Source organism: Paraburkholderia sp. 32 (assembly GCF_050435345.1).
GTDB classification, from domain to species: domain Bacteria; phylum Pseudomonadota; class Gammaproteobacteria; order Burkholderiales; family Burkholderiaceae; genus Paraburkholderia; species Paraburkholderia tuberum.
Genome location: NZ_JBNDKD010000003.1, coordinates 330,316 through 347,303, shown reverse-complemented (window position 1 = coordinate 347,303; position 16,988 = coordinate 330,316). Strand labels below are relative to the sequence as shown.

General features: G+C 65.4%; 15 protein-coding genes. 2 read left to right on the top strand and 13 right to left on the bottom strand.

The features are described from left to right. Positions 1 to 32: 32 nt before the first annotated feature. Positions 33 to 893 carry an outer membrane protein assembly factor BamD gene (locus OKW26_RS24360; protein ID WP_090804648.1) on the top strand — a complete coding sequence of 287 codons (861 nt, stop codon included), beginning with the start codon at positions 33 to 35 and terminating at the stop codon, positions 891 to 893. A gap of 93 nt (positions 894 to 986) precedes the next feature. Here OKW26_RS24360 and rlmD read toward each other — a convergent pair whose 3' ends face one another. From rlmD to surE, 6 genes are all read right to left on the bottom strand, one after another. Further along, complete coding sequence (gene rlmD, locus OKW26_RS24355; RefSeq protein ID WP_429355470.1) at positions 987 to 2,417, bottom strand: 23S rRNA (uracil(1939)-C(5))-methyltransferase RlmD; 1,431 nt, start codon at positions 2,415 to 2,417, stop codon at positions 987 to 989. 148 nt (positions 2,418 to 2,565) lie between these two features. Next, positions 2,566 to 3,342, bottom strand: a complete 777-nt coding sequence (locus OKW26_RS24350) for a 3'-5' exonuclease (protein ID WP_184064915.1) — start codon at positions 3,340 to 3,342, stop codon at positions 2,566 to 2,568. A 4-nt stretch (positions 3,343 to 3,346) separates the two neighbouring features. After that, positions 3,347 to 4,435: an RNA polymerase sigma factor RpoS gene (rpoS, locus tag OKW26_RS24345; RefSeq protein WP_018418126.1), complete on the bottom strand. Its 1,089-nt coding sequence runs from the start codon at positions 4,433 to 4,435 to the stop codon at positions 3,347 to 3,349. Positions 4,436 to 4,446: 11 nt separating this feature from the next. Then, positions 4,447 to 5,394 (bottom strand): peptidoglycan DD-metalloendopeptidase family protein, encoded by a 948-nt coding sequence (locus OKW26_RS24340; RefSeq protein WP_429355469.1) that lies wholly within the window; start codon positions 5,392 to 5,394, stop codon positions 4,447 to 4,449. A 5-nt stretch (positions 5,395 to 5,399) separates the two neighbouring features. After that, on the bottom strand, positions 5,400 to 6,587 hold the full coding sequence (locus OKW26_RS24335; RefSeq protein WP_429355468.1) for a protein-L-isoaspartate(D-aspartate) O-methyltransferase: 1,188 nt from the start codon (positions 6,585 to 6,587) through the stop codon (positions 5,400 to 5,402). Then, the gene (gene surE, locus OKW26_RS24330) at positions 6,584 to 7,342 is read right to left on the bottom strand and encodes a 5'/3'-nucleotidase SurE (RefSeq protein ID WP_184063695.1); all 759 of its coding nucleotides are present in this window, start codon (positions 7,340 to 7,342) and stop codon (positions 6,584 to 6,586) included. Before surE ends, OKW26_RS24335 begins: the two co-directional genes overlap by 4 nt. 344 nt (positions 7,343 to 7,686) lie before the next feature. Here surE and OKW26_RS24325 point away from each other — a divergent pair, with 344 nt between their 5' ends. Then, a complete protein-coding gene (locus tag OKW26_RS24325) occupies positions 7,687 to 8,661 on the top strand; it encodes an NADPH:quinone oxidoreductase family protein (RefSeq protein WP_187610153.1) in 975 nt (324 codons plus the stop codon). Between the two features lie 78 nt (positions 8,662 to 8,739). Here OKW26_RS24325 and OKW26_RS24320 read toward each other — a convergent pair whose 3' ends face one another. The 7 genes from OKW26_RS24320 to OKW26_RS24290 form a co-directional block, all read right to left on the bottom strand. Continuing rightward, on the bottom strand, positions 8,740 to 9,564 hold the full coding sequence (locus OKW26_RS24320; RefSeq protein WP_090804632.1) for an ABC transporter permease: 825 nt from the start codon (positions 9,562 to 9,564) through the stop codon (positions 8,740 to 8,742). A 71-nt stretch (positions 9,565 to 9,635) separates the two neighbouring features. Beyond that, on the bottom strand, positions 9,636 to 10,448 hold the full coding sequence (locus OKW26_RS24315; RefSeq protein WP_429355467.1) for an ABC transporter ATP-binding protein: 813 nt from the start codon (positions 10,446 to 10,448) through the stop codon (positions 9,636 to 9,638). Between the two features lie 127 nt (positions 10,449 to 10,575). Continuing rightward, entirely contained in the window at positions 10,576 to 11,613 is a 1,038-nt protein-coding gene (locus OKW26_RS24310; RefSeq protein ID WP_429355466.1) for an ABC transporter substrate-binding protein, read from the bottom strand. Between the two features lie 160 nt (positions 11,614 to 11,773). Continuing rightward, positions 11,774 to 13,015 (bottom strand): CaiB/BaiF CoA transferase family protein, encoded by a 1,242-nt coding sequence (locus OKW26_RS24305; protein ID WP_090804628.1) that lies wholly within the window; start codon positions 13,013 to 13,015, stop codon positions 11,774 to 11,776. A 108-nt stretch (positions 13,016 to 13,123) separates the two neighbouring features. After that, on the bottom strand, positions 13,124 to 13,720 hold the full coding sequence (gene recR, locus OKW26_RS24300; RefSeq protein WP_018418135.1) for a recombination mediator RecR: 597 nt from the start codon (positions 13,718 to 13,720) through the stop codon (positions 13,124 to 13,126). Between the two features lie 227 nt (positions 13,721 to 13,947). Then, entirely contained in the window at positions 13,948 to 14,274 is a 327-nt protein-coding gene (locus OKW26_RS24295; protein WP_008923976.1) for a YbaB/EbfC family nucleoid-associated protein, read from the bottom strand. A 73-nt stretch (positions 14,275 to 14,347) separates the two neighbouring features. Then, entirely contained in the window at positions 14,348 to 16,891 is a 2,544-nt protein-coding gene (locus OKW26_RS24290; RefSeq protein ID WP_429355465.1) for a DNA polymerase III subunit gamma/tau, read from the bottom strand. Positions 16,892 to 16,988: the final 97 nt, after the last annotated feature.

Sequence of the window (16,988 nt, the reverse complement as noted above, 5' to 3'; positions counted from 1 at the left end):
TGGGTCACCTGGACGTAAAGCTAGACTGGAAAATGCGAGCCTTGAACACCATCACTGAAGCGGCGATCAATTTGGCGGCCATCAAGAAGGCGGCCCGGAAAGTGGCCGGATACATTGCGTGCGCCGCGGCCGTCGTCGCTGTTGCGGCTTGCCACGGCCTGCCGGAGAAGACCGACGAAACGGCAGCGTGGAACAACAACAAATTATATACGGAGGCGAACGACGCACTGACCGGTGGTGACTGGGGCAAGTGCGCGAAGTATTTCGAGCTGCTCGAGGGCCGCGACCCGTTCGGCCACTTCGCCCAGCAGGCGCAGATCAACGTCGCGTACTGCAACTGGAAAGACAACGAAAACGCCGCCGCCGACCAGGCCATCGACCGCTTCATCCAGCTGCACCCGGATCATCCGGACATCGCCTACGCGTATTACCTGAAGGGCATGATCCACTTCAACGACGACCTCGGTCTGTTCGGCCGCTTCTCGGGCCAGGATATGAGCGAGCGCGATCCGAAGTCACTGCGCGAGTCGTATGACGCGTTCAAGGTCGTGGTGGACCGCTTCCCGAACAGCAAGTACGCGGCGGACGCCGCGCAGCGCATGCGCTACATCGTGAATGCGCTTGCATCGCACGAAGTCCACGCCGCGGACTACTACTATCGCCGCGGCGCCTATGTCGCCGCCATCAACCGTGCGCAGCTCGCATTGCGCGAGTACAAGAACGCGCCGGCCATCGAAGACGCGCTGCACATCATGATCCTGTCGTACGAGAAGCTGAACAACCAGCAACTCGCCGACGACACTCGTCGCGTGCTGGCCGGCACCTTCCCCGACAGCCCGTACGTGACCGGCCACGCACGGCCCGGCACGGCGAAGTCGTGGTGGCAGTTCTAATGCCTCACGCGCCGACGGCACACTGACCTTCGTCTGAAAACGAAAACGCCACGACCTCGGTCGTGGCGTTTTCGTTTATGCGCGCCGCGAGACTCAATCGCGCTCGAACAGCGCAACCGATTCCACGTGCGACGTATGCGGGAACATATTGACGACGCCCGCGCCCACCAGCCGATAGCCGGCCTCATGCACGAGCAGCCCGGCATCGCGCGCGAGCGTGGCCGGCGCGCACGACACATAGACGATGCGCGTCGGCAGCGGCCCGTTGCCGCTCTGCGCGATCTCCGCGAGCGCCTTCGCGATCGCGAGCGCGCCTTCGCGCGGCGGATCGACGAGGAACTTGTCGAACTGGCCGAGGGCGCGCAAGTCGTCGGCGGTGACTTCGAACAGGTTGCGGCACGCGAACGACGTATGCCCGGCGACGCCATTCAGCTCCGCATTCGCGAGCGCGCGCTGGGTCAGCACTTCGCTACCCTCGATGCCGACCACTTCCCGCGAGATTCGCGCGAGCGGCAGCGTGAAGTTGCCGATCCCGCAGAACAGGTCGAGCACGCGGTCGGTGCGTGCCGGCGCCAGCAGGCGCAGCGCGCGGCTCACCAGCACGCGGTTGATCGCGTGATTGACCTGGGTGAAATCAGTTGGCTTGAATGGCATACGGATGCCGTATTCGGGCAGCGTGTAGTCGAGCTGCACGTCGAGAGGATAAAGCGGCGTGACCGTGTCGGGACCGCCCGGCTGGATCCAGAACTGCACCTTGTGCTCGTCCGCGAACTCGCGCAGCACCTGCTCGTCCCCGGCCGTCAGCGGTTCGAGGTTGCGCACGACGAGCGCCGTGACCGACGAGCCGACCGCGAGCTCGAGCTGCGGCACGCGGTCGTAGATAGACAGCTTGCGGACCATGAAACGCAGCGGCATCAGCATCGCCGACACGTGCGGCGGCAGCACCTCGCAGGTCTTCATGTCGGCGATATAGCTGCTCTTTTTCTCGTGAAAGCCGATGCGCATGCCGCCGCGCTCCGGCAGATAGCGCACCGCGAGCCGCGCGCGATAGCGATAACCCCAGGACGGCCCGTGAATCGGCCGGAACACCGTTTCGGGGCGCAGCTTCGCCAGATGCTGCAGGCTGTCCTCGAGCACGCGCTGCTTGACCGCCACCTGCGCGCGCATGTCGAGATGCTGCATCGAGCAGCCGCCGCAGATGTTGAAGTACGTGCATTTCGGCGTCGTGCGGAGCACGCTTTCGCGGAACACCTGGACGACCTCGGCCTGCTCGAATTTCGGCTTGCTGCGATGCGTCGAATAACTGACGAGTTCACCCGGCAGCGCGCCTTCGACGAACACGACCTTGCCCGGCGTGCCGTCTTCGCTCGTGGTGCGGCCCACGCCACGCGCTTCCATATCGAGCGAAACGATTTCGATGAGCGGTTCGTTGCCGGTAATGACGGGCGCCGGCGCCGGGGCGTGCGCCCTGGCATGCTTCGATGAGCGCCGCGGCGAGCGACGTTGGGGGGCAGTTCGGGACACCTGCGGACTTCCTGACAAACTATGGGGAAAGGCGGGATTGTAGACGAAGCGCCGGGCTTGCCTGCGATGCGGTGCGGACCACACGCGGAGCGAGTGCGGATCGCGGCCCGGATTGCGGCTCCCCGGCGGAGGCTCTGCTCGCGCGCGCTTACTGCTCGAACGCCGCCAGATACTCGGCCCATTGCGGCGCGCTTTCCAGCGCGAGCGCGTTCTTCACGAGGTTGATCTCGTCAGCATACTCCGACGGCGAAAAGCCACCGCGCATCAGTTGGAAGCGGCAATACAGCAGGTACGTATTGACGACGTCGGTCTCGCAGTAATTGCGGATTTCCTCGATACGCCCTTGCTGGAACGCCTGCCACACCTGACTGCCGTCCATGCCCATCTTGCCCGGAAAGCCGCACATCTTCGCGAGCGCGTCGAGCGGCGCGTTCGCGCGCGCCTGGTACATCGCGAGCACGTCCATCAGATCGGTGTGTCGCGCGTGGTAGCGGCTGATGTAGTTGTTCCACTTGAAGTCGCGGTCGTCCTCGCCGAGATCCCAGAACCGGTAGGCGGGGATGCCGTTGACGAGCGCGCGGTAGTTGAGCACCGGCAGATCGAAACCGCCGCCGTTCCACGACACGAGTTGCGGCGTGTACTTTTCGATCACGCGATAGAACGACTGCACGAGCGTCGCCTCGCCGTCCTCGGGCGTACCGAGCGAGCGCACGCGAAAACCGTTGTTGTCACGGAACACGCAGGAAATCGCCGCGACCCGCTGGAGGTGATGCGGCAGAAAATCGCTGCCAGTTTTTTCGCGGCGTGCGGCGAACGCGTGCTCGGCGACGTCGGCGTCGCTCATCGACGCGGGCAAATCTTCAAGCCGGCGGATGCCGGCGACATCGGGAATCGTCTCGATGTCGAAAACAAGAATCGGTGTCATCAGGTCAGAGAACGGCGTCTTTGCGGACACCGTTTGAGGCAAAGAAGCGCTTCAGCCGCACCAGCGCTTCCTGTTGGATCTGGCGCACACGCTCGCGCGTGAGGCCCATTTCGTCGGCCAGCTCCTCGAGCGTGGCGGGCTCGATGTGATTCAGACCGAAGCGCCGCTCGATCACATGGCGGTGCTTGTCCGACAAACGCGCGAGCCATGCGCGTGTCAGTGTTTCGAGTTCGCGATGCTGCACTTCGGCGTCTGGCGACTGGCTCTGGTCGTCCGACAGCAGATCGAGCAGGCTGCTCGCCGGATCGAGATCGAGCGGCGCATCGAGCGAGGCGGTGTGCTCGTTCAGCGCGAGGATGTCGGTGACTTCGTCGGTGGTCTTGCCGGTCAGATAAGCGATGTCGTCGATGCTCGCGTCGCGGCGCTCGGCCGCCTCCCCCGAATTCATCGAGTTCTTTTCCAGATGGCGCTTCGCGCGCAACACCTGGTTGAGCTCACGAATCACATGCACGGGCAATCGCACCGTACGCGCCTGGTTCATGATCGCGCGCTCGATGCTCTGGCGGATCCACCACGTCGCGTAGGTCGAGAAACGGAAGCCGCGCGTCGGATCGAATTTTTCGATTGCGTGCATGAGGCCGAGGTTGCCCTCCTCGATCAGATCGAGCAGCGGCACGCCGCGATTCAGATAACCCTTGGCAATGCTGACGACCAGCCGCAGATTGCGCTCGATCATTACCTGCCGCGCTTCGAACTCGCCGGCCTTGGCAAGGCGCGAATATTTCTGCTCTTCCTCGACGGTGAGCAACGGCTTCACGCTGATGCGATTCAGATAATGCTGAATCGTGTCGGCCGTGAGCTCGGCCTGCAGCAGTGCGCGGAAATCGTCGGCGTCGGGCGGAGCCTCGCCGGTGGTTTCGCGCGCGTCAGCGCTCTCGCTGTCGTCGAGGCCGCTCTGGCGTTCGTCGAGATCGCGCTCCTCCGCGACCTCTTCTTCCACTTCCGAAGCGCCGCTTTCGTCCACTGCGGCAGACGTGACTTCGCTGATCGTCTCAGACTCGGCTTGCGGCGGGCGGCGCTTCGATTTCGGCATGGTCGTATCGCTTATTGCGGCGGCAAATACTTCAGTGGGTCGACTGGTTTACCCTGTCGGCGAACTTCGAAATGCAACATCACACGGTCGGAATCGCTATCGCCCATCTCTGCGATCTTCTGCCCCTTCGTAACCGCGTCCCCCTCTTTTACCATCAAAGCGCGGTTGTGTGCATACGCGGTGAGATAAGTTGCATCATGCTTGATGATAATGAGATTGCCGTAACCACGCAGCCCATTTCCGGCATAGACGACGCGACCATCGGCTGACGCTTTAACCGGCTCGCCCGCCGAGCCGCCGATATTGACGCCCTTGTTGGTCGAGTCGTTGAACGTGTTGAGTAGCGGACCGCGCGCCGGCCATGCAAATGCTACGTTGCCTGCCGCGGCGCTGCCGACGTCGGCGCTCGCCGCAGAGGGATTGGCCGGAGGCGCAGCTACCGCACCATTCGCGGGCGTACCGTTCGTCGCGCCGCCGTAGAGCGGCGGCATCGCGGCGCCGACCACGGCCGGCGCGTTGTTGTTCAGCGGTGTTTGCACCGCGCCCGTGCTGCCGATCGGCGCGGTCGACACGCCCGGCGTCATGGCCGCGGTATTCGCGCCCGGCGGCACGACGCGCAGCAGCTGGTCGACTTCGATCTGATTCGGGTTAGTCAGGTTGTTCCACGTCGAGATGTCGCGGTAATTCTGGCCGTTTTCGAGCGCAATGCGGTACAGCGTATCGCCCGGCTTCACGCGATAGTAGCCGGGCGGCGGCGGGCCGAGCGGCACCGCCGGTTGCGCCGCGCCCTGCGCGGTGGCGAGCGTGCCGCCGCCGGAGCGGTCGACGACGGGCGCCTGGTCGAGCCGGGATGCACAGGCCGTCATCAACAGGGACAAGGCGAGCACGCACACGCTGCGCTGGGTTACGGTCAGGGGGGTATTCGGGGTGGTTCTCTGCATCGCGCGCAACATACTCATCGGTGTCAAATCACTCCGGATTTTAAGGGTACAAAGAAAACGCGATCAAGCCGCGACTCGCGCCATTGCGCGGGGCCGAGGCGCTCAATCAGCGTCAGCACCTGGCTCTGTCCTTCCTGCGAGCCGACCGGCGCAACCAGACGTCCGCCGATCGCAAGCTGCTCGAGCAACGCCTGCGGCACGTCGAGCCCGGCCGCCGCGATCACGATCGCGTCGAACGGGGCCGCCGACGGCAAACCGAGCCGCCCGTCGCCGTAATGCAGCCGGATATTCGGAATGCGCAGCGGACGCAGATTCGTCTTCGCGCGCTCGGATAGCGGCTTGATGCGTTCGATCGAATAAACCTCGCGCGCGACCTGGCTCAGCACCGCCGCCTGATAGCCGCAACCGGTGCCGATTTCGAGCACCGTGTTCAGCGCGCGCCCGGCCGCCGCGAGTTCGATCATTCGCGCAACCACCGACGGCTTCGAGATAGTCTGGTGATGACCGATCGGCAGCGCGGCATCTTCGTACGCCTGGGCCGCAAGACCCGGATCGACGAACATGTGGCGCGGCACCGCCGCCATCGCGTTCAGCACACGCTGATCGCTGACGCCATTGGCTCGCACGCGTTCGACCATGCGTTCGCGAACCCGTTCCGAGGTCAGCGCCAAGGCGTTGTTCATCGCGCCGCTCATTGCACCGGCCAACGCGGCGTTCGGCGCGGGTTTCGCGCTTTGCTGCAGTTGCGACTGGAGTGGCGATGGCGTCGCGCGTGCGCTGTGGCCAGGCGCATGCGTCGAGTTTTTGCCTGGCTTGACCGACGACTTTGGTGCTTGCTTGACAGGCTGCCCCGCCAATGCACCAGCCAACGAGTTCGCCGTTGTCTTTGCGACTGGCGCGGCCTGCGGCTTTGGCGGCATTGCACCGGTCGCCGCCGTTGACGTACCAAACGGAGAGCTTTGCGTCTTCGCCTGGGGAATCACCTGGGGTCGCGTCGCCGGCGTAGCTTGCGCAGCAGCTGAGGTCCTCGCTTGCGCCCGTGCGGCCGCGCCGCCCTGCGTCGGTTTCGCCGACTGCTGCCGTGCGTTCAACGCCGCGCTCGCCGCGAGCGCCGCCGCGCGCATCTCACCCGGACGTCCCTCGGGCCGGCGCGGTTCGCGCACCAGGTCCTCGAGACCTAACGGAAAGCGCTTCGCGCGCTCGCCGGTCATGAACTGCCGCTCCCGGCGCGCAGCCAGTCGCGCGCCGCGGGCAGCATTTGCGTGTAGGTCAGATCGAGCTGCAGCGGCGTGATCGACACGGCGCCGTTGGCCACCGCATGGAAGTCCGTGCCTTCGCTCGCGTCGCGCGCCTGGCCCGAGGCGCCGATCCAATAGATCGGTTCGCCGCGCGGATTGGTCTGGCGGATCACCGGCTGCGACGGATGACGTTTGCCGAGTCGCGTGATCTGCCAGCCGCGCAGTTCGTCATACGGCAGGTTAGGGATATTGACGTTCAGCAGCGGATGTCCCGGCAACGGCCGCGCGAGATAATGCGCGACGATTTCGGCGGCAACGCGGGCCGCGTCTTCGAGATGCGCCCAGTCCTTGTCGACGAGCGAGAACGCGATGGCCGGCACCCCGAACATGATGCCTTCGGTGGCGGCTGCGACGGTGCCGGAATACAGCGTGTCGTCGCCCATGTTCTGGCCGTTGTTGATACCCGACACGACCAGGTCCGGTGTATGGTCGAGCATGCCGGTCAGTGCGATGTGCACCGAGTCGGTCGGCGTGCCGTTCACGTAGTAGAAACCGTTCGCCGAACGCAGGACCGACAGCGGCCGCCACAGCGTCAGGGAATTCGACGCGGCGCTGCAGTTCTGTTCGGGAGCCATCACGGTGACGTTGGCGATCGGCTTCAGCGCTTCGTAAAGCGCGGCGAGGCCCGGCGCCAGATAACCGTCGTCGTTGCTGAGTAGGATTCGCATGCGCCGATTGTAACCGAGGAAAGATGGCACGCGAACGACATGGACGGCGTGTCTGCGTGGCGTGCACAAGCGTCGTGCGAGCCAGTATTTTCCAGGTGCGCGAATGCTTGTATCGAACGCAAAGATGCTGCTTCGCACTGAATGCGCGGCCGTGCGCGCTCGTCGATGAAATCGGATCCTGTGCGTGCTTCGCGCTGTGCAATGCAATACGGCTTGCGCGAGAAGCGCGCGCGACGCATCGAAAGCGCGCTGCAAGTTGTAACCCGCAGCGCAATAAATCGCACGGTCGTGCGCTTTGTTTTACACTCGAAAACAGTGCCAACCCTGAACGATACGGAGACACGATGCGCGCGATTCGCTGCAAGCAGTACGGGCCGCCCGAGAGCCTGGTCGTCGACAACCTGGCGGATCTCGAAGCGCCGCCTGGCCACGTCGTGATCGACGTGAAGGCCGCGGCCGTCAATTTTCCCGACGTGCTGATCATCGAGAACAAATACCAGTTCAAGCCGCCGCTGCCGTTCACGCCCGGTTCGGAAGCCGCGGGCATCGTGCGCGCGGTGGGCGAAGGCGTCACGCAGTTCAAGCCTGGTTCGCGCGTGGCCGCGTTCACCGGCTCCGGCGGTTTTGCCGAGCAGGCGCTTGCGCCCGCCGCGGCCTGCGTGCCGCTCGACGATGACGTGTCGTTCGAACTCGCGGCCGCGTTCACGCTCGCGTATGGCACCTCGCATCACGCGGTGGTCGATCGCGGCGCGCTGCAGTCGGGCGAGACGATGCTCGTGCTCGGCGCGGCCGGCGGAGTCGGGCTGGCGGCGGTCGAAATCGGCAAGGCGCTCGGCGCGCGCGTGATCGCGGCGGCATCGAGCGACGAAAAGCTCGCGACCTGCGTGAAGCACGGCGCGGACGCGACGATCAACTACAACACCGAGGATCTGCGCGAGCGCATCAAGGCGCTCACCGATGGCAAAGGTCCGGACGTGATCTACGACCCGGTCGGCGGCGTGTATGCGGAGCCGGCGTTTCGCAGCATCGGCTGGAGGGGGCGTTATCTGGTGGTCGGCTTTGCGAATGGCGAGATTCCAAGGCTGCCGCTGAACCTGATGTTGCTCAAGGGCGCAAGCGTGGTCGGCGTGTTCTGGGGCGACTTCGCAAAGCGTGAGCCGCAGCGCAATCGCGCGGCATTCGAGCAGATGACCGGCTGGATTCGTGAAGGCAAGCTCAAGCCCTACGTGTCGGCCCGCTACTCGCTCGACGACACCGGCCGCGCGTTGCGCGACATGGCCGAGCGCCGCGTGATCGGCAAGGTGGTCATCACGCCGTAGCACGACCAATAAAGCAGCATCAAGAACGGCGCGGCGGCCGACTGCGATTTCGGCCGCCGCGCCGCTTGCGATCCACGTTCACAGCTTCTCTGTATCCCCGGTGCGCGGCTGCCACTTCATCAAACGCCGCTCCGCGGTCCCGACGATCGCATCGAGAATCAGCGCGAACGCGGTCAACACCAGAATCCCCGCGAACACCGTGTTGATATCGAAGGTGCCCTCGGCCTGCAGGATCAGATAGCCGACGCCGCGCGCCGAGCCCAGATACTCGCCCACCACCGAGCCGACGAACGCAAGCCCCACCGACGTATGCAGGCTCGAAAACACCCAGCTCATCGCGCTCGGCAGATAGACGAAACGCAGCAGCTGTTTGCGGTTCGCGCCGAGCATGCGCGCGTTCGCGAGCACGACCGGGCTCACTTCCTTCACGCCCTGGTAGACGTTGAAAAACACGATGAAGAACACCAGCGTGACGCCGAGCGCGACCTTCGACCAGATGCCGAGGCCGAACCACACGCCGAAGATCGGCGCGAGAATCACGCGCGGCATCGAGTTCGCGGCCTTCACGTACGGATCGAACAGCGCGCTCGCGGTCGGCGCGAGCGCGAGCCACAGGCCGACGCCGAGCCCGATCGTGGTGCCAAAGACGAACGCGAGCACGGTCTCGACGAGCGTGATCCACAGATGCAGATAGATCTCGCCGCCCGTGAACCATTCCCAGATCCGCTGCAGTACTTTCTGCGGCTCGCCAAAGAAAAACGCCGCCTTGTTCGGATCGTCGAAATAGAACGGCGGTATCAGCGTCGGGCTCGTCAGCACGTACCACAGCACGAAGCACAGCACGAGCAGCAGCCACTGCCAGATCACCAGATTCGCCCGGCTCGGGCGCAACGTCTTCCACATGACTTGGTTTGCCTTGGACGATTATTGAACACGTCTTCTTTTCGATGCGCAGGCGGGGATGCGCGGCACATTTAAACAGCGGTCAGTTGCTGCTGATAACCCTTGAGCACCTCATCGCGCAGCACACCCCAGAGCTGCGCATGCAACTCGACGAAGCGCGGATGCGAACGGATTTCGGCGACATCGCGCGGCCGCGGCAGATCGATCCGGAACTCGCCGATCGGATGCGTCGCAGGCCCGGCCGACAGTACCACCACGCGGTCCGACATCGCGATCGCTTCGTCGAGATCGTGCGTAATGAACAGCACGGCCTTGCGCTTCGCGGCCCAGAGATCGAGCAGCTCGTTTTCCATCAGCTGCCGCGTTTGAATATCCAGCGCGGAAAACGGCTCGTCCATGAGGATGATGTCGGGGTCGAGGATCAGCGTCTGCGCCATCGCGACGCGCTTGCGCATGCCGCCCGACAGCTGATGCGGATAGCGGTCGCCGAAGCCGCCGAGACCGACACGCTTCAACCACTCTTCGGCCTTCGCGCGCGCTTCCGAGGCCGGCACGCGGTGAAACGACAGGCCGGCCATCACGTTGTCGAGCGCCGAGCGCCACGGCATCAGCGCATCTGCCTGGAACATATAGCCCGCACGGCGATTCAGGCCACTGAGCTGTTCGCCGAACACGCTGACGCCGCCCGACGACGGCTGGAGCAGCCCCGCGCCGATGTTCAGCAGCGTGGACTTGCCGCAGCCAGTCGGCCCGACGACCGACACGAACTCGCCGGGCTCGATACGCAGCGTCGTGTCCTTAACTGCTGTGTAGCGCTGTGCGCGGTTGTCACGCGCGGCGAACGTGCAGGTGATGTTTTCGAGCGCCAGGGCAGCAACGGTCATCGTACGGCTCGCTTCGGGAATCGGGTTAGCGGGGAGTTGTCGCGGCGACGCTGGGGCGACGGCTGTGGACGCGGCGAATCGCCCTGTCCACGTCCCATTCGATGCGCCTGTGCGCGCGCCGCGTCGTTTATGCCTTGACGGTCGCGAGCGCCTTCTTCACGAAGTCGTTGGTCCACGTCTTCGACAGATCGATCTGCGCGTTCTGGATCACCGGATCGAACGCTTTCAGCGTCTTCAGCGACGTCGCGGGACCGTCGGCGGGCATCAGGCCGTCGGGCGACATCGCTTCGCGCACGTGCTGCCACGCGTCGAGATAGAGCGCGCGGTCGCCGAGCAGATAGCTCTCCGGCACCGTGTTGATCAGTTCGCTGCCGCTCGCGTTCTGCAGCCACTTGAGCGCGCGCACCATCGCATTGGTCAGCGCCTGCGTGGTGTTCGGGTTCTTCGTGATGAACGACTGCGATGCGTACAGGCAGCCCGCCGGCATGTCGCCGCCGAACACGATGCGCGTATCGGTGAGCGTGCGGGTATCCGACACGACGCGCACGTCGCCGGCGCGCTCGAGGCGCGTGACGACCGGATCGAGATTGGCGATCGCGTCGATCTGCCCGGACTGCAGCGCGGCGATCGCGCCGGCACCGGCGCCCACGCCGATGAACGCGACGTCCTTCGGACTGAGCCCCGCTTTCGCGAGGACGAAGCTCGCCATGATCGACGTCGACGAACCCGGCGCGGTCACGCCGATCTTCTTGCCCTTCAGATCGGCGATCGACTTGTAGTTCGGCATCGTCTTCTTCGACACCGCCAGCACGATCTGCGGCGCGCGGCCCTGCAGCACGAATTCGCGGAACATCTGCTTTTGCGCCTGCAACAGCAGCGTGTGTTCGAACGCGCCGGAGACCACGTCGGCGCTTCCGCCGACTGCCGCCTTCAACGCCTGCGAGCCGCCCGCGAAGTCGGAAATCTCGACTTCGAGCCCCTCGTCCTTGAAGTAGTTGCGGCGCTCGGCGATCGTCAGCGGCAGGTAGTAGAACAGGTTCTTGCCGCCGACCGCGATGGCGACCTTGGTGGTCTCGGGCTTGCCCTGCGCGAAAGCGAACGGCGTGGCAGCGAGCGAGGCGCCCGCGAGCGCCGCACCGCCGGCGAGGAAGGTTCTGCGTTGCATGGTCCGTTGTCTCCAGATTTTTTGTCGTCCGGCTTTTTGACCGCCCGTGTGCGCGTTGCGCAAGCGCTTGGCCACGGTGTGGGGCTGCCGGTCGCAAGGCGCGAATCGTGCGTCAGCGCCGCGCTTTACGCGCCTTTCTCTATGCGTCGCGCTGTGCGCATCAGACGATCTGTTGCGCCCGCAACCGCGCGATGCCGTCAGCATCATAACCTAGCGATTGCAGGACTTCATCGGTATGTTCACCCAGTTCCGGCCCCAGCCAGCGCGTCTCACCGGGCGTCGCCGACAGCTTCGGCGTAACCGTGGGCAGCGTGATTTCCTTGCCGTCCTGCCACTTGAACCGCTGGATCATCTGCCGCGCGATGAACTGCGGATCGGTGAACATGTCGGCTACGCTGTAGATGCGGCCCACCGGCACGTCGGCCGCGTTCAGCACCGCGAGCGCTTCGTCGATCGTGCGCGTGGACAGCCACGCACCGATCGCGGCGTCGATTTCCTGCGTGCGCAGCACGCGGCCATCGTTATGCGCGAGCGCCGGATCGTTGGCGAGATCGTCGCGTTCGATCGCGATCATCAGGCGCCTGAATATCGGATCGCTATTGCCGCCGATCACGATGCTGCCGTCGCGGCACGGATACGTATTCGACGGCACGATGCCCGGCAGCGACGCGCCGGTACGCTCGCGCACCATGCCGTAGACGCCGTATTCCGGCACCACGCTTTCCATCATGTTGAAGACGGCCTCGTACAGCGCGACGTCGACGACCTGCCCCTTGCCGCCGTTCATCTGCTTGTGATGCAGCGCCATCAGCGCGCCGATCACACCGTGCAGCGCGGCGATCGAATCGCCGATCGAAATGCCGATGCGCGGCGGCGGCAGATCCGGATAGCCGGTGATATGGCGCAGACCGCCCATCGACTCGGCGATCGCGCCGAAGCCGGGCCGGTCGCGATACGGGCCCGTCTGGCCGTAGCCCGACAGACGCACCATCACGAGGCCGGGGTTCTCGGCGGACAGCACGTCGTAGCCGAGCCCGAGCTTTTCGAGCAGACCGGGCCGGAAATTCTCGACGACGATATCGGCCTCTTTCGCGAGGCGCCGCACGATCTCCTTGCCCTCTTCGGCTTTCAGGTTGATCGTGACGGACTTCTTGTTGCGCGCCTGCACGGCCCACCACAGCGACGTACCGCCGACTTCCGGGTACAGCTTGCGCCATTTGCGCAGCGGGTCGCCGCCTTTGGGGTCTTCGATCTTGACGACGTCGGCGCCGAATTCGCCGAGAAAACGCGCGGCGAACGGCCCGGCGATCAGCGTGCCGAGTTCCAGCACCTTGACGCCGGCGAGCGGACCGCACGCGTCATGCGGTGCGGCGCTCGCGCCTGATTCGGGGGTGGCGCTCATGAGTCTCCTTGGTTCTGCATCGTTGTGTACCCGGTCTGTCTGGTTTGCAACGACTTGCGACGATGCGTGCCTGGACGGATATGGCGGCGGCCAACGAAAGCCGCGTGGCTACATCGAACGACGGTCGAGCATCGCGCGCGCGATCGTGCCCGCGTCGACATACTCGAGCTCGCCGCCCACCGGCACGCCGCGCGCGAGACGCGTCACGGCAAGGCCGCGCGCCTTCAGCGTCTGTCCGAGATAATGTGCGGTGGCCTCACCCTCGTTGGTGAAATTGGTGGCCAGCACGACTTCCTTGACGACGCCATCCGATGCGCGCTTCACGAGCCGGTCGAAATGGATTTCCTTCGGGCCGATGCCGTCGAGCGGACTCAACCGCCCCATCAGCACGAAATAGAGGCCGCGATAGGTCATCGTCTGTTCGAGCATGATCTGGTCGGCCGGCGTTTCGACGACGCACAGCAGCGACGGATCGCGCTCCTCGTCGAGGCACACCTCGCAGATCTGCGCTTCGGTAAATGTGTTGCACTTTTCGCAGTGACGCAGATGCTCGGTCGCGAACAACAGCGAGCGCCCGAGCTTTTCGGCGCCTTCGCGATCGTGCTGCATCAGGTGATACGCCATGCGCTGCGCGGACTTCGGCCCGACACCGGGCAGCGCGCGCAGCGCTTCGACGAGCGCCGACAGGGCGGAAGGTTGTTTCATGCGGATCGGCGTCGACGTGGGTGGTGCTCGGGTGGGCGAATTGGGATGCGGGGGTGTTGCTCGAACCGGGCCGCGCTTTCACGCCGTGACGACGCTTTCACGCGCGGCTGCAGGTTCGATGTTTCCAGCCTGCACGCGGCGCGCGGCGGCGAGCGTCTGCGTTCGCACCGCGGCAATGAACCGCCGCGTCGCTCACCCGCTTCAGCCCGTTCTCAATCAGAACAGGTTCAGAACGGCAGCTTGAAACCCGGCGGCAGCGGCAGGCCGGCGGTCATGCCGCCCATCTTTTCCTGCGCGGTCGCCTCGGCCTTGCGCACGGCGTCGTTGAACGCGGCGGCGACGAGATCTTCCAGCATGTCCTTGTCGTCGGCGAGCAGGCTCGGGTCGATCGACACGCGGCGCACGTCGTTCTTGCAGGTCATCGTCACCTTGACGAGACCGGCACCCGACTGCCCCTCGACTTCGATCTGCGCGAGTTGCTCCTGCATCTTCTTCATGTTTTCCTGCATCTGCTGGGCTTGCTTCATCAGCCCGGCGAGTTGGCCTTTCATCATGGACGTGCTCCTTCTAGATAGCGTGGAATCTGGCATTCCGGCGCCGCGCTGCGACGACGCCGCGAACGATGGATCAGTGGGCCGGCGACGCGCCGTTGGGGGCGGCGTCCGGGGTAATCGGGCGGATCGAGCCCGGCACGATGCTCGCGCCGAACTCGCGAATCAGCGACTGCACGAACGGATCGGCGCTGATCTCGCGCTCGGCTTCCTGCTGGCGCTGCGCGCGCAGCTTCGCGTCGTGCGCGGCGGCGGTACGGCGCGCCGGGCCGACTTCGACCTGCACGTCGACGTTCTGGCCGAGCCGCTCGACGAGCGCTGCCTTCAGTTTAGCGACCTGCGACGCTTCTGCGTATTGCGGCACCGGCACGTTGAGCTTCAGCGTGCTGCCGTCGAGCGCCATCAGTTCGCTGTTGAACGCAAGCTGATACGAGATGCCCTTCAGCGGCAGATCGACGGCGAGCGCCGGCCAGTCGCCGGTGAAACCTAGCGGATCGAGCGGCACGGCAGGCGGCAGCGGGCGCGTATCGGCGACCGGCGCCGGCGCGGCGGCCTGCGCGGCCGCGCCGTCCATGCGGACGTCGTCGGGGCCGCGGTCGAACACCGGCACGAAGTCGTCGTCTGGCGGAATGAAGTACGCGTCGTCCGCGGCCGACAACGGCAGGTAGTCGTCGGGCGGCATGTCGTCCCATGGTGAGATCGACGGGCTGTTCTGCTGCGCATTGCTGCTCGCGCCGCTGTTTGCGTCGCGAGCGGGTGCAGCCTGCGCGGCGGTGTCCTGCGACACGCGGTGTGACGCACCGGGCGTCGGCACCGGCACGACCACACGCGGCGCGGCCGGCTTCGGTGTGGCGGGTGCGGCCAGCTTCGCGGACACGTCCGTGTTAGCACGGCCACGGTCGGACGATACTTTCATGCCGGCGTTGCGCAGCACGTCGAGCGCGGCGCTGGCGCCGCCCGCGCGGCGCGGCGCGGAGTCGGCTGCGGCCGCCGGTGCCGCCGTTGAAGCGGGCGCCGCCAATTCCGGCCGCGCTTCCGGTTCCGGTGACGTGGCCTCTTCCGCGCGACCAGGCACGGTAGTTGCAAGCGCGCTCGGTGCGGACGAAGGTGCGATGTCGGAAACTTCGTTCGAGACCGGCGCGCTGGAGCTGGCGATCGTGGCGACGGCATTCGCGGGCGCGTCTTCCCACGGCGCCAGCGGGGCTGCCGTAATGGCAGGCGCTTCTGTCACGCGGGCGATTTCGGCGTTGGGCGATTGCGGTGCTTCTTCAGATTGCGCGGAGTCGGCTGCGGGCTTCGCGATCGGCTTTGCAGTCGGCGCGGTCGATTTCATCGCGTCGCCCTGCTCCTCGCCGGCAACGCCTACCTGAGGTCCACGAACGGGCGCAGCAGCTGCCATGGCCGTCGCGGACGACGGTGACAGCGCGCGCAGCGCGGCAACCGTCGGTGCACCCGAGCGCTGCGCACCGGCGCCGGCGCCGCCCGCATCGCTCTGCGTGCCAGCGGCTCCCGCCGCTCCGCCACCGCCGCCTGTCGGCGCCGGCTCGAATGCTAGCATGCGCAGCAGCGTCATCGTGAAGCCCGCGTATTCGTCGGGCGCGAGGCCCAGTTCGCTTCGGCCGATCGTCGCGATCTGATAGAACAGTTGCACCTGCTCGGCGCTCAACGCGTCGGCGAAACGGCGCAAGTCGGCCGCCTCCGGCCATTCGTCGAGCACCGACGAAGGCGCGAACTGCGCCCACGCGATCCGATGCAGCAGGCTCGCCAGATCTTGCAGCGCCGTCGAGAACGACAGGCTGCGCAAGGCCATCTCGTCGGCGACCGCCAGCACCGCCGCGCCGTCGCCCTGCCCGAGCGCGTCGAGCAGGCGGATCAGATAGCTTTGGTCGAGCGCGCCGAGCATGCCGCGCACCGCGTCTTCACTGACCTGGTTCGCCGAATAGGCGATCGCCTGATCGGTCAGCGATAGCGCGTCGCGCATCGAACCGTCGGCCGCGCGCGCGAGCAGGCGCAACGCCTGCGCCTCGTGAGGCACGCTCTCTTCGCCGAGAATGCGTTCGAGATGCGACACGATATGGCCGGCCGGCATCTGCTTCAGATTGAACTGCAGACAGCGCGACAGCACGGTGACCGGAATCTTCTGCGGGTCGGTGGTCGCGAGGATGAACTTGACGTGCGGTGGGGGCTCTTCGAGCGTCTTCAGCATCGCGTTGAACGCGTGGTTCGTCAGCATGTGCACTTCGTCGATCATGTAGACCTTGAAGCGCGCATCGACGGGCGCGTACACCGCGCGCTCGAGCAGCGCGGCCATTTCATCGACGCCACGATTACTCGCCGCGTCCATTTCGACGTAATCGACAAAGCGCCCTTCGTCGATCTCGCGACACGCACGGCATACGCCGCACGGCGTCGACGTCACGCCGGTCTCGCAATTGAGCGCCTTCGCGAAGATGCGCGACAGCGTGGTCTTGCCGACGCCGCGCGTACCTGTAAACAAATAGGCATGGTGCAGACGGCCGCCGTCGAGCGCATGGGTGAGCGCGCGCACCACGTGCTCCTGTCCGACGAGCGAAGCGAAATCCTTCGGCCGCCATTTGCGTGCGAGAACTTGATAGGTCATCCGGAAATTGTATCAGTAACAATGGCGCGCAAAACCGATTCGGGAAGACGCGTGAAATGCGCGAAACGGCCACGACGACGCTCCATCCGAAGACGGC

Excerpts from the sequence above, each read along its gene's own strand:
- OKW26_RS24360 (WP_090804648.1), top strand. The coding sequence starts at position 33 with ATGCGAGCCTTGAACACCATCACTGAAGCGGCGATCAATTTGGCGGCC.
- OKW26_RS24350 (WP_184064915.1), bottom strand. The coding sequence starts at position 3,342 with ATGACACCGATTCTTGTTTTCGACATCGAGACGATTCCCGATGTCGCC.
- rpoS (WP_018418126.1), bottom strand. The coding sequence starts at position 4,435 with ATGCCGAAATCGAAGCGCCGCCCGCCGCAAGCCGAGTCTGAGACGATC.
- OKW26_RS24340 (WP_429355469.1), bottom strand. The coding sequence starts at position 5,394 with ATGAGTATGTTGCGCGCGATGCAGAGAACCACCCCGAATACCCCCCTG.
- OKW26_RS24335 (WP_429355468.1), bottom strand. The coding sequence starts at position 6,587 with ATGACCGGCGAGCGCGCGAAGCGCTTTCCGTTAGGTCTCGAGGACCTG.
- surE (WP_184063695.1), bottom strand. The coding sequence starts at position 7,342 with ATGCGAATCCTACTCAGCAACGACGACGGTTATCTGGCGCCGGGCCTC.
- OKW26_RS24325 (WP_187610153.1), top strand. The coding sequence starts at position 7,687 with ATGCGCGCGATTCGCTGCAAGCAGTACGGGCCGCCCGAGAGCCTGGTC.
- OKW26_RS24320 (WP_090804632.1), bottom strand. The coding sequence starts at position 9,564 with ATGTGGAAGACGTTGCGCCCGAGCCGGGCGAATCTGGTGATCTGGCAG.
- OKW26_RS24315 (WP_429355467.1), bottom strand. The coding sequence starts at position 10,448 with ATGACCGTTGCTGCCCTGGCGCTCGAAAACATCACCTGCACGTTCGCC.
- OKW26_RS24310 (WP_429355466.1), bottom strand. The coding sequence starts at position 11,613 with ATGCAACGCAGAACCTTCCTCGCCGGCGGTGCGGCGCTCGCGGGCGCC.
- OKW26_RS24305 (WP_090804628.1), bottom strand. The coding sequence starts at position 13,015 with ATGAGCGCCACCCCCGAATCAGGCGCGAGCGCCGCACCGCATGACGCG.
- recR (WP_018418135.1), bottom strand. The coding sequence starts at position 13,720 with ATGAAACAACCTTCCGCCCTGTCGGCGCTCGTCGAAGCGCTGCGCGCG.
- OKW26_RS24295 (WP_008923976.1), bottom strand. The coding sequence starts at position 14,274 with ATGATGAAAGGCCAACTCGCCGGGCTGATGAAGCAAGCCCAGCAGATG.
- OKW26_RS24290 (WP_429355465.1), bottom strand. The coding sequence starts at position 16,891 with ATGACCTATCAAGTTCTCGCACGCAAATGGCGGCCGAAGGATTTCGCT.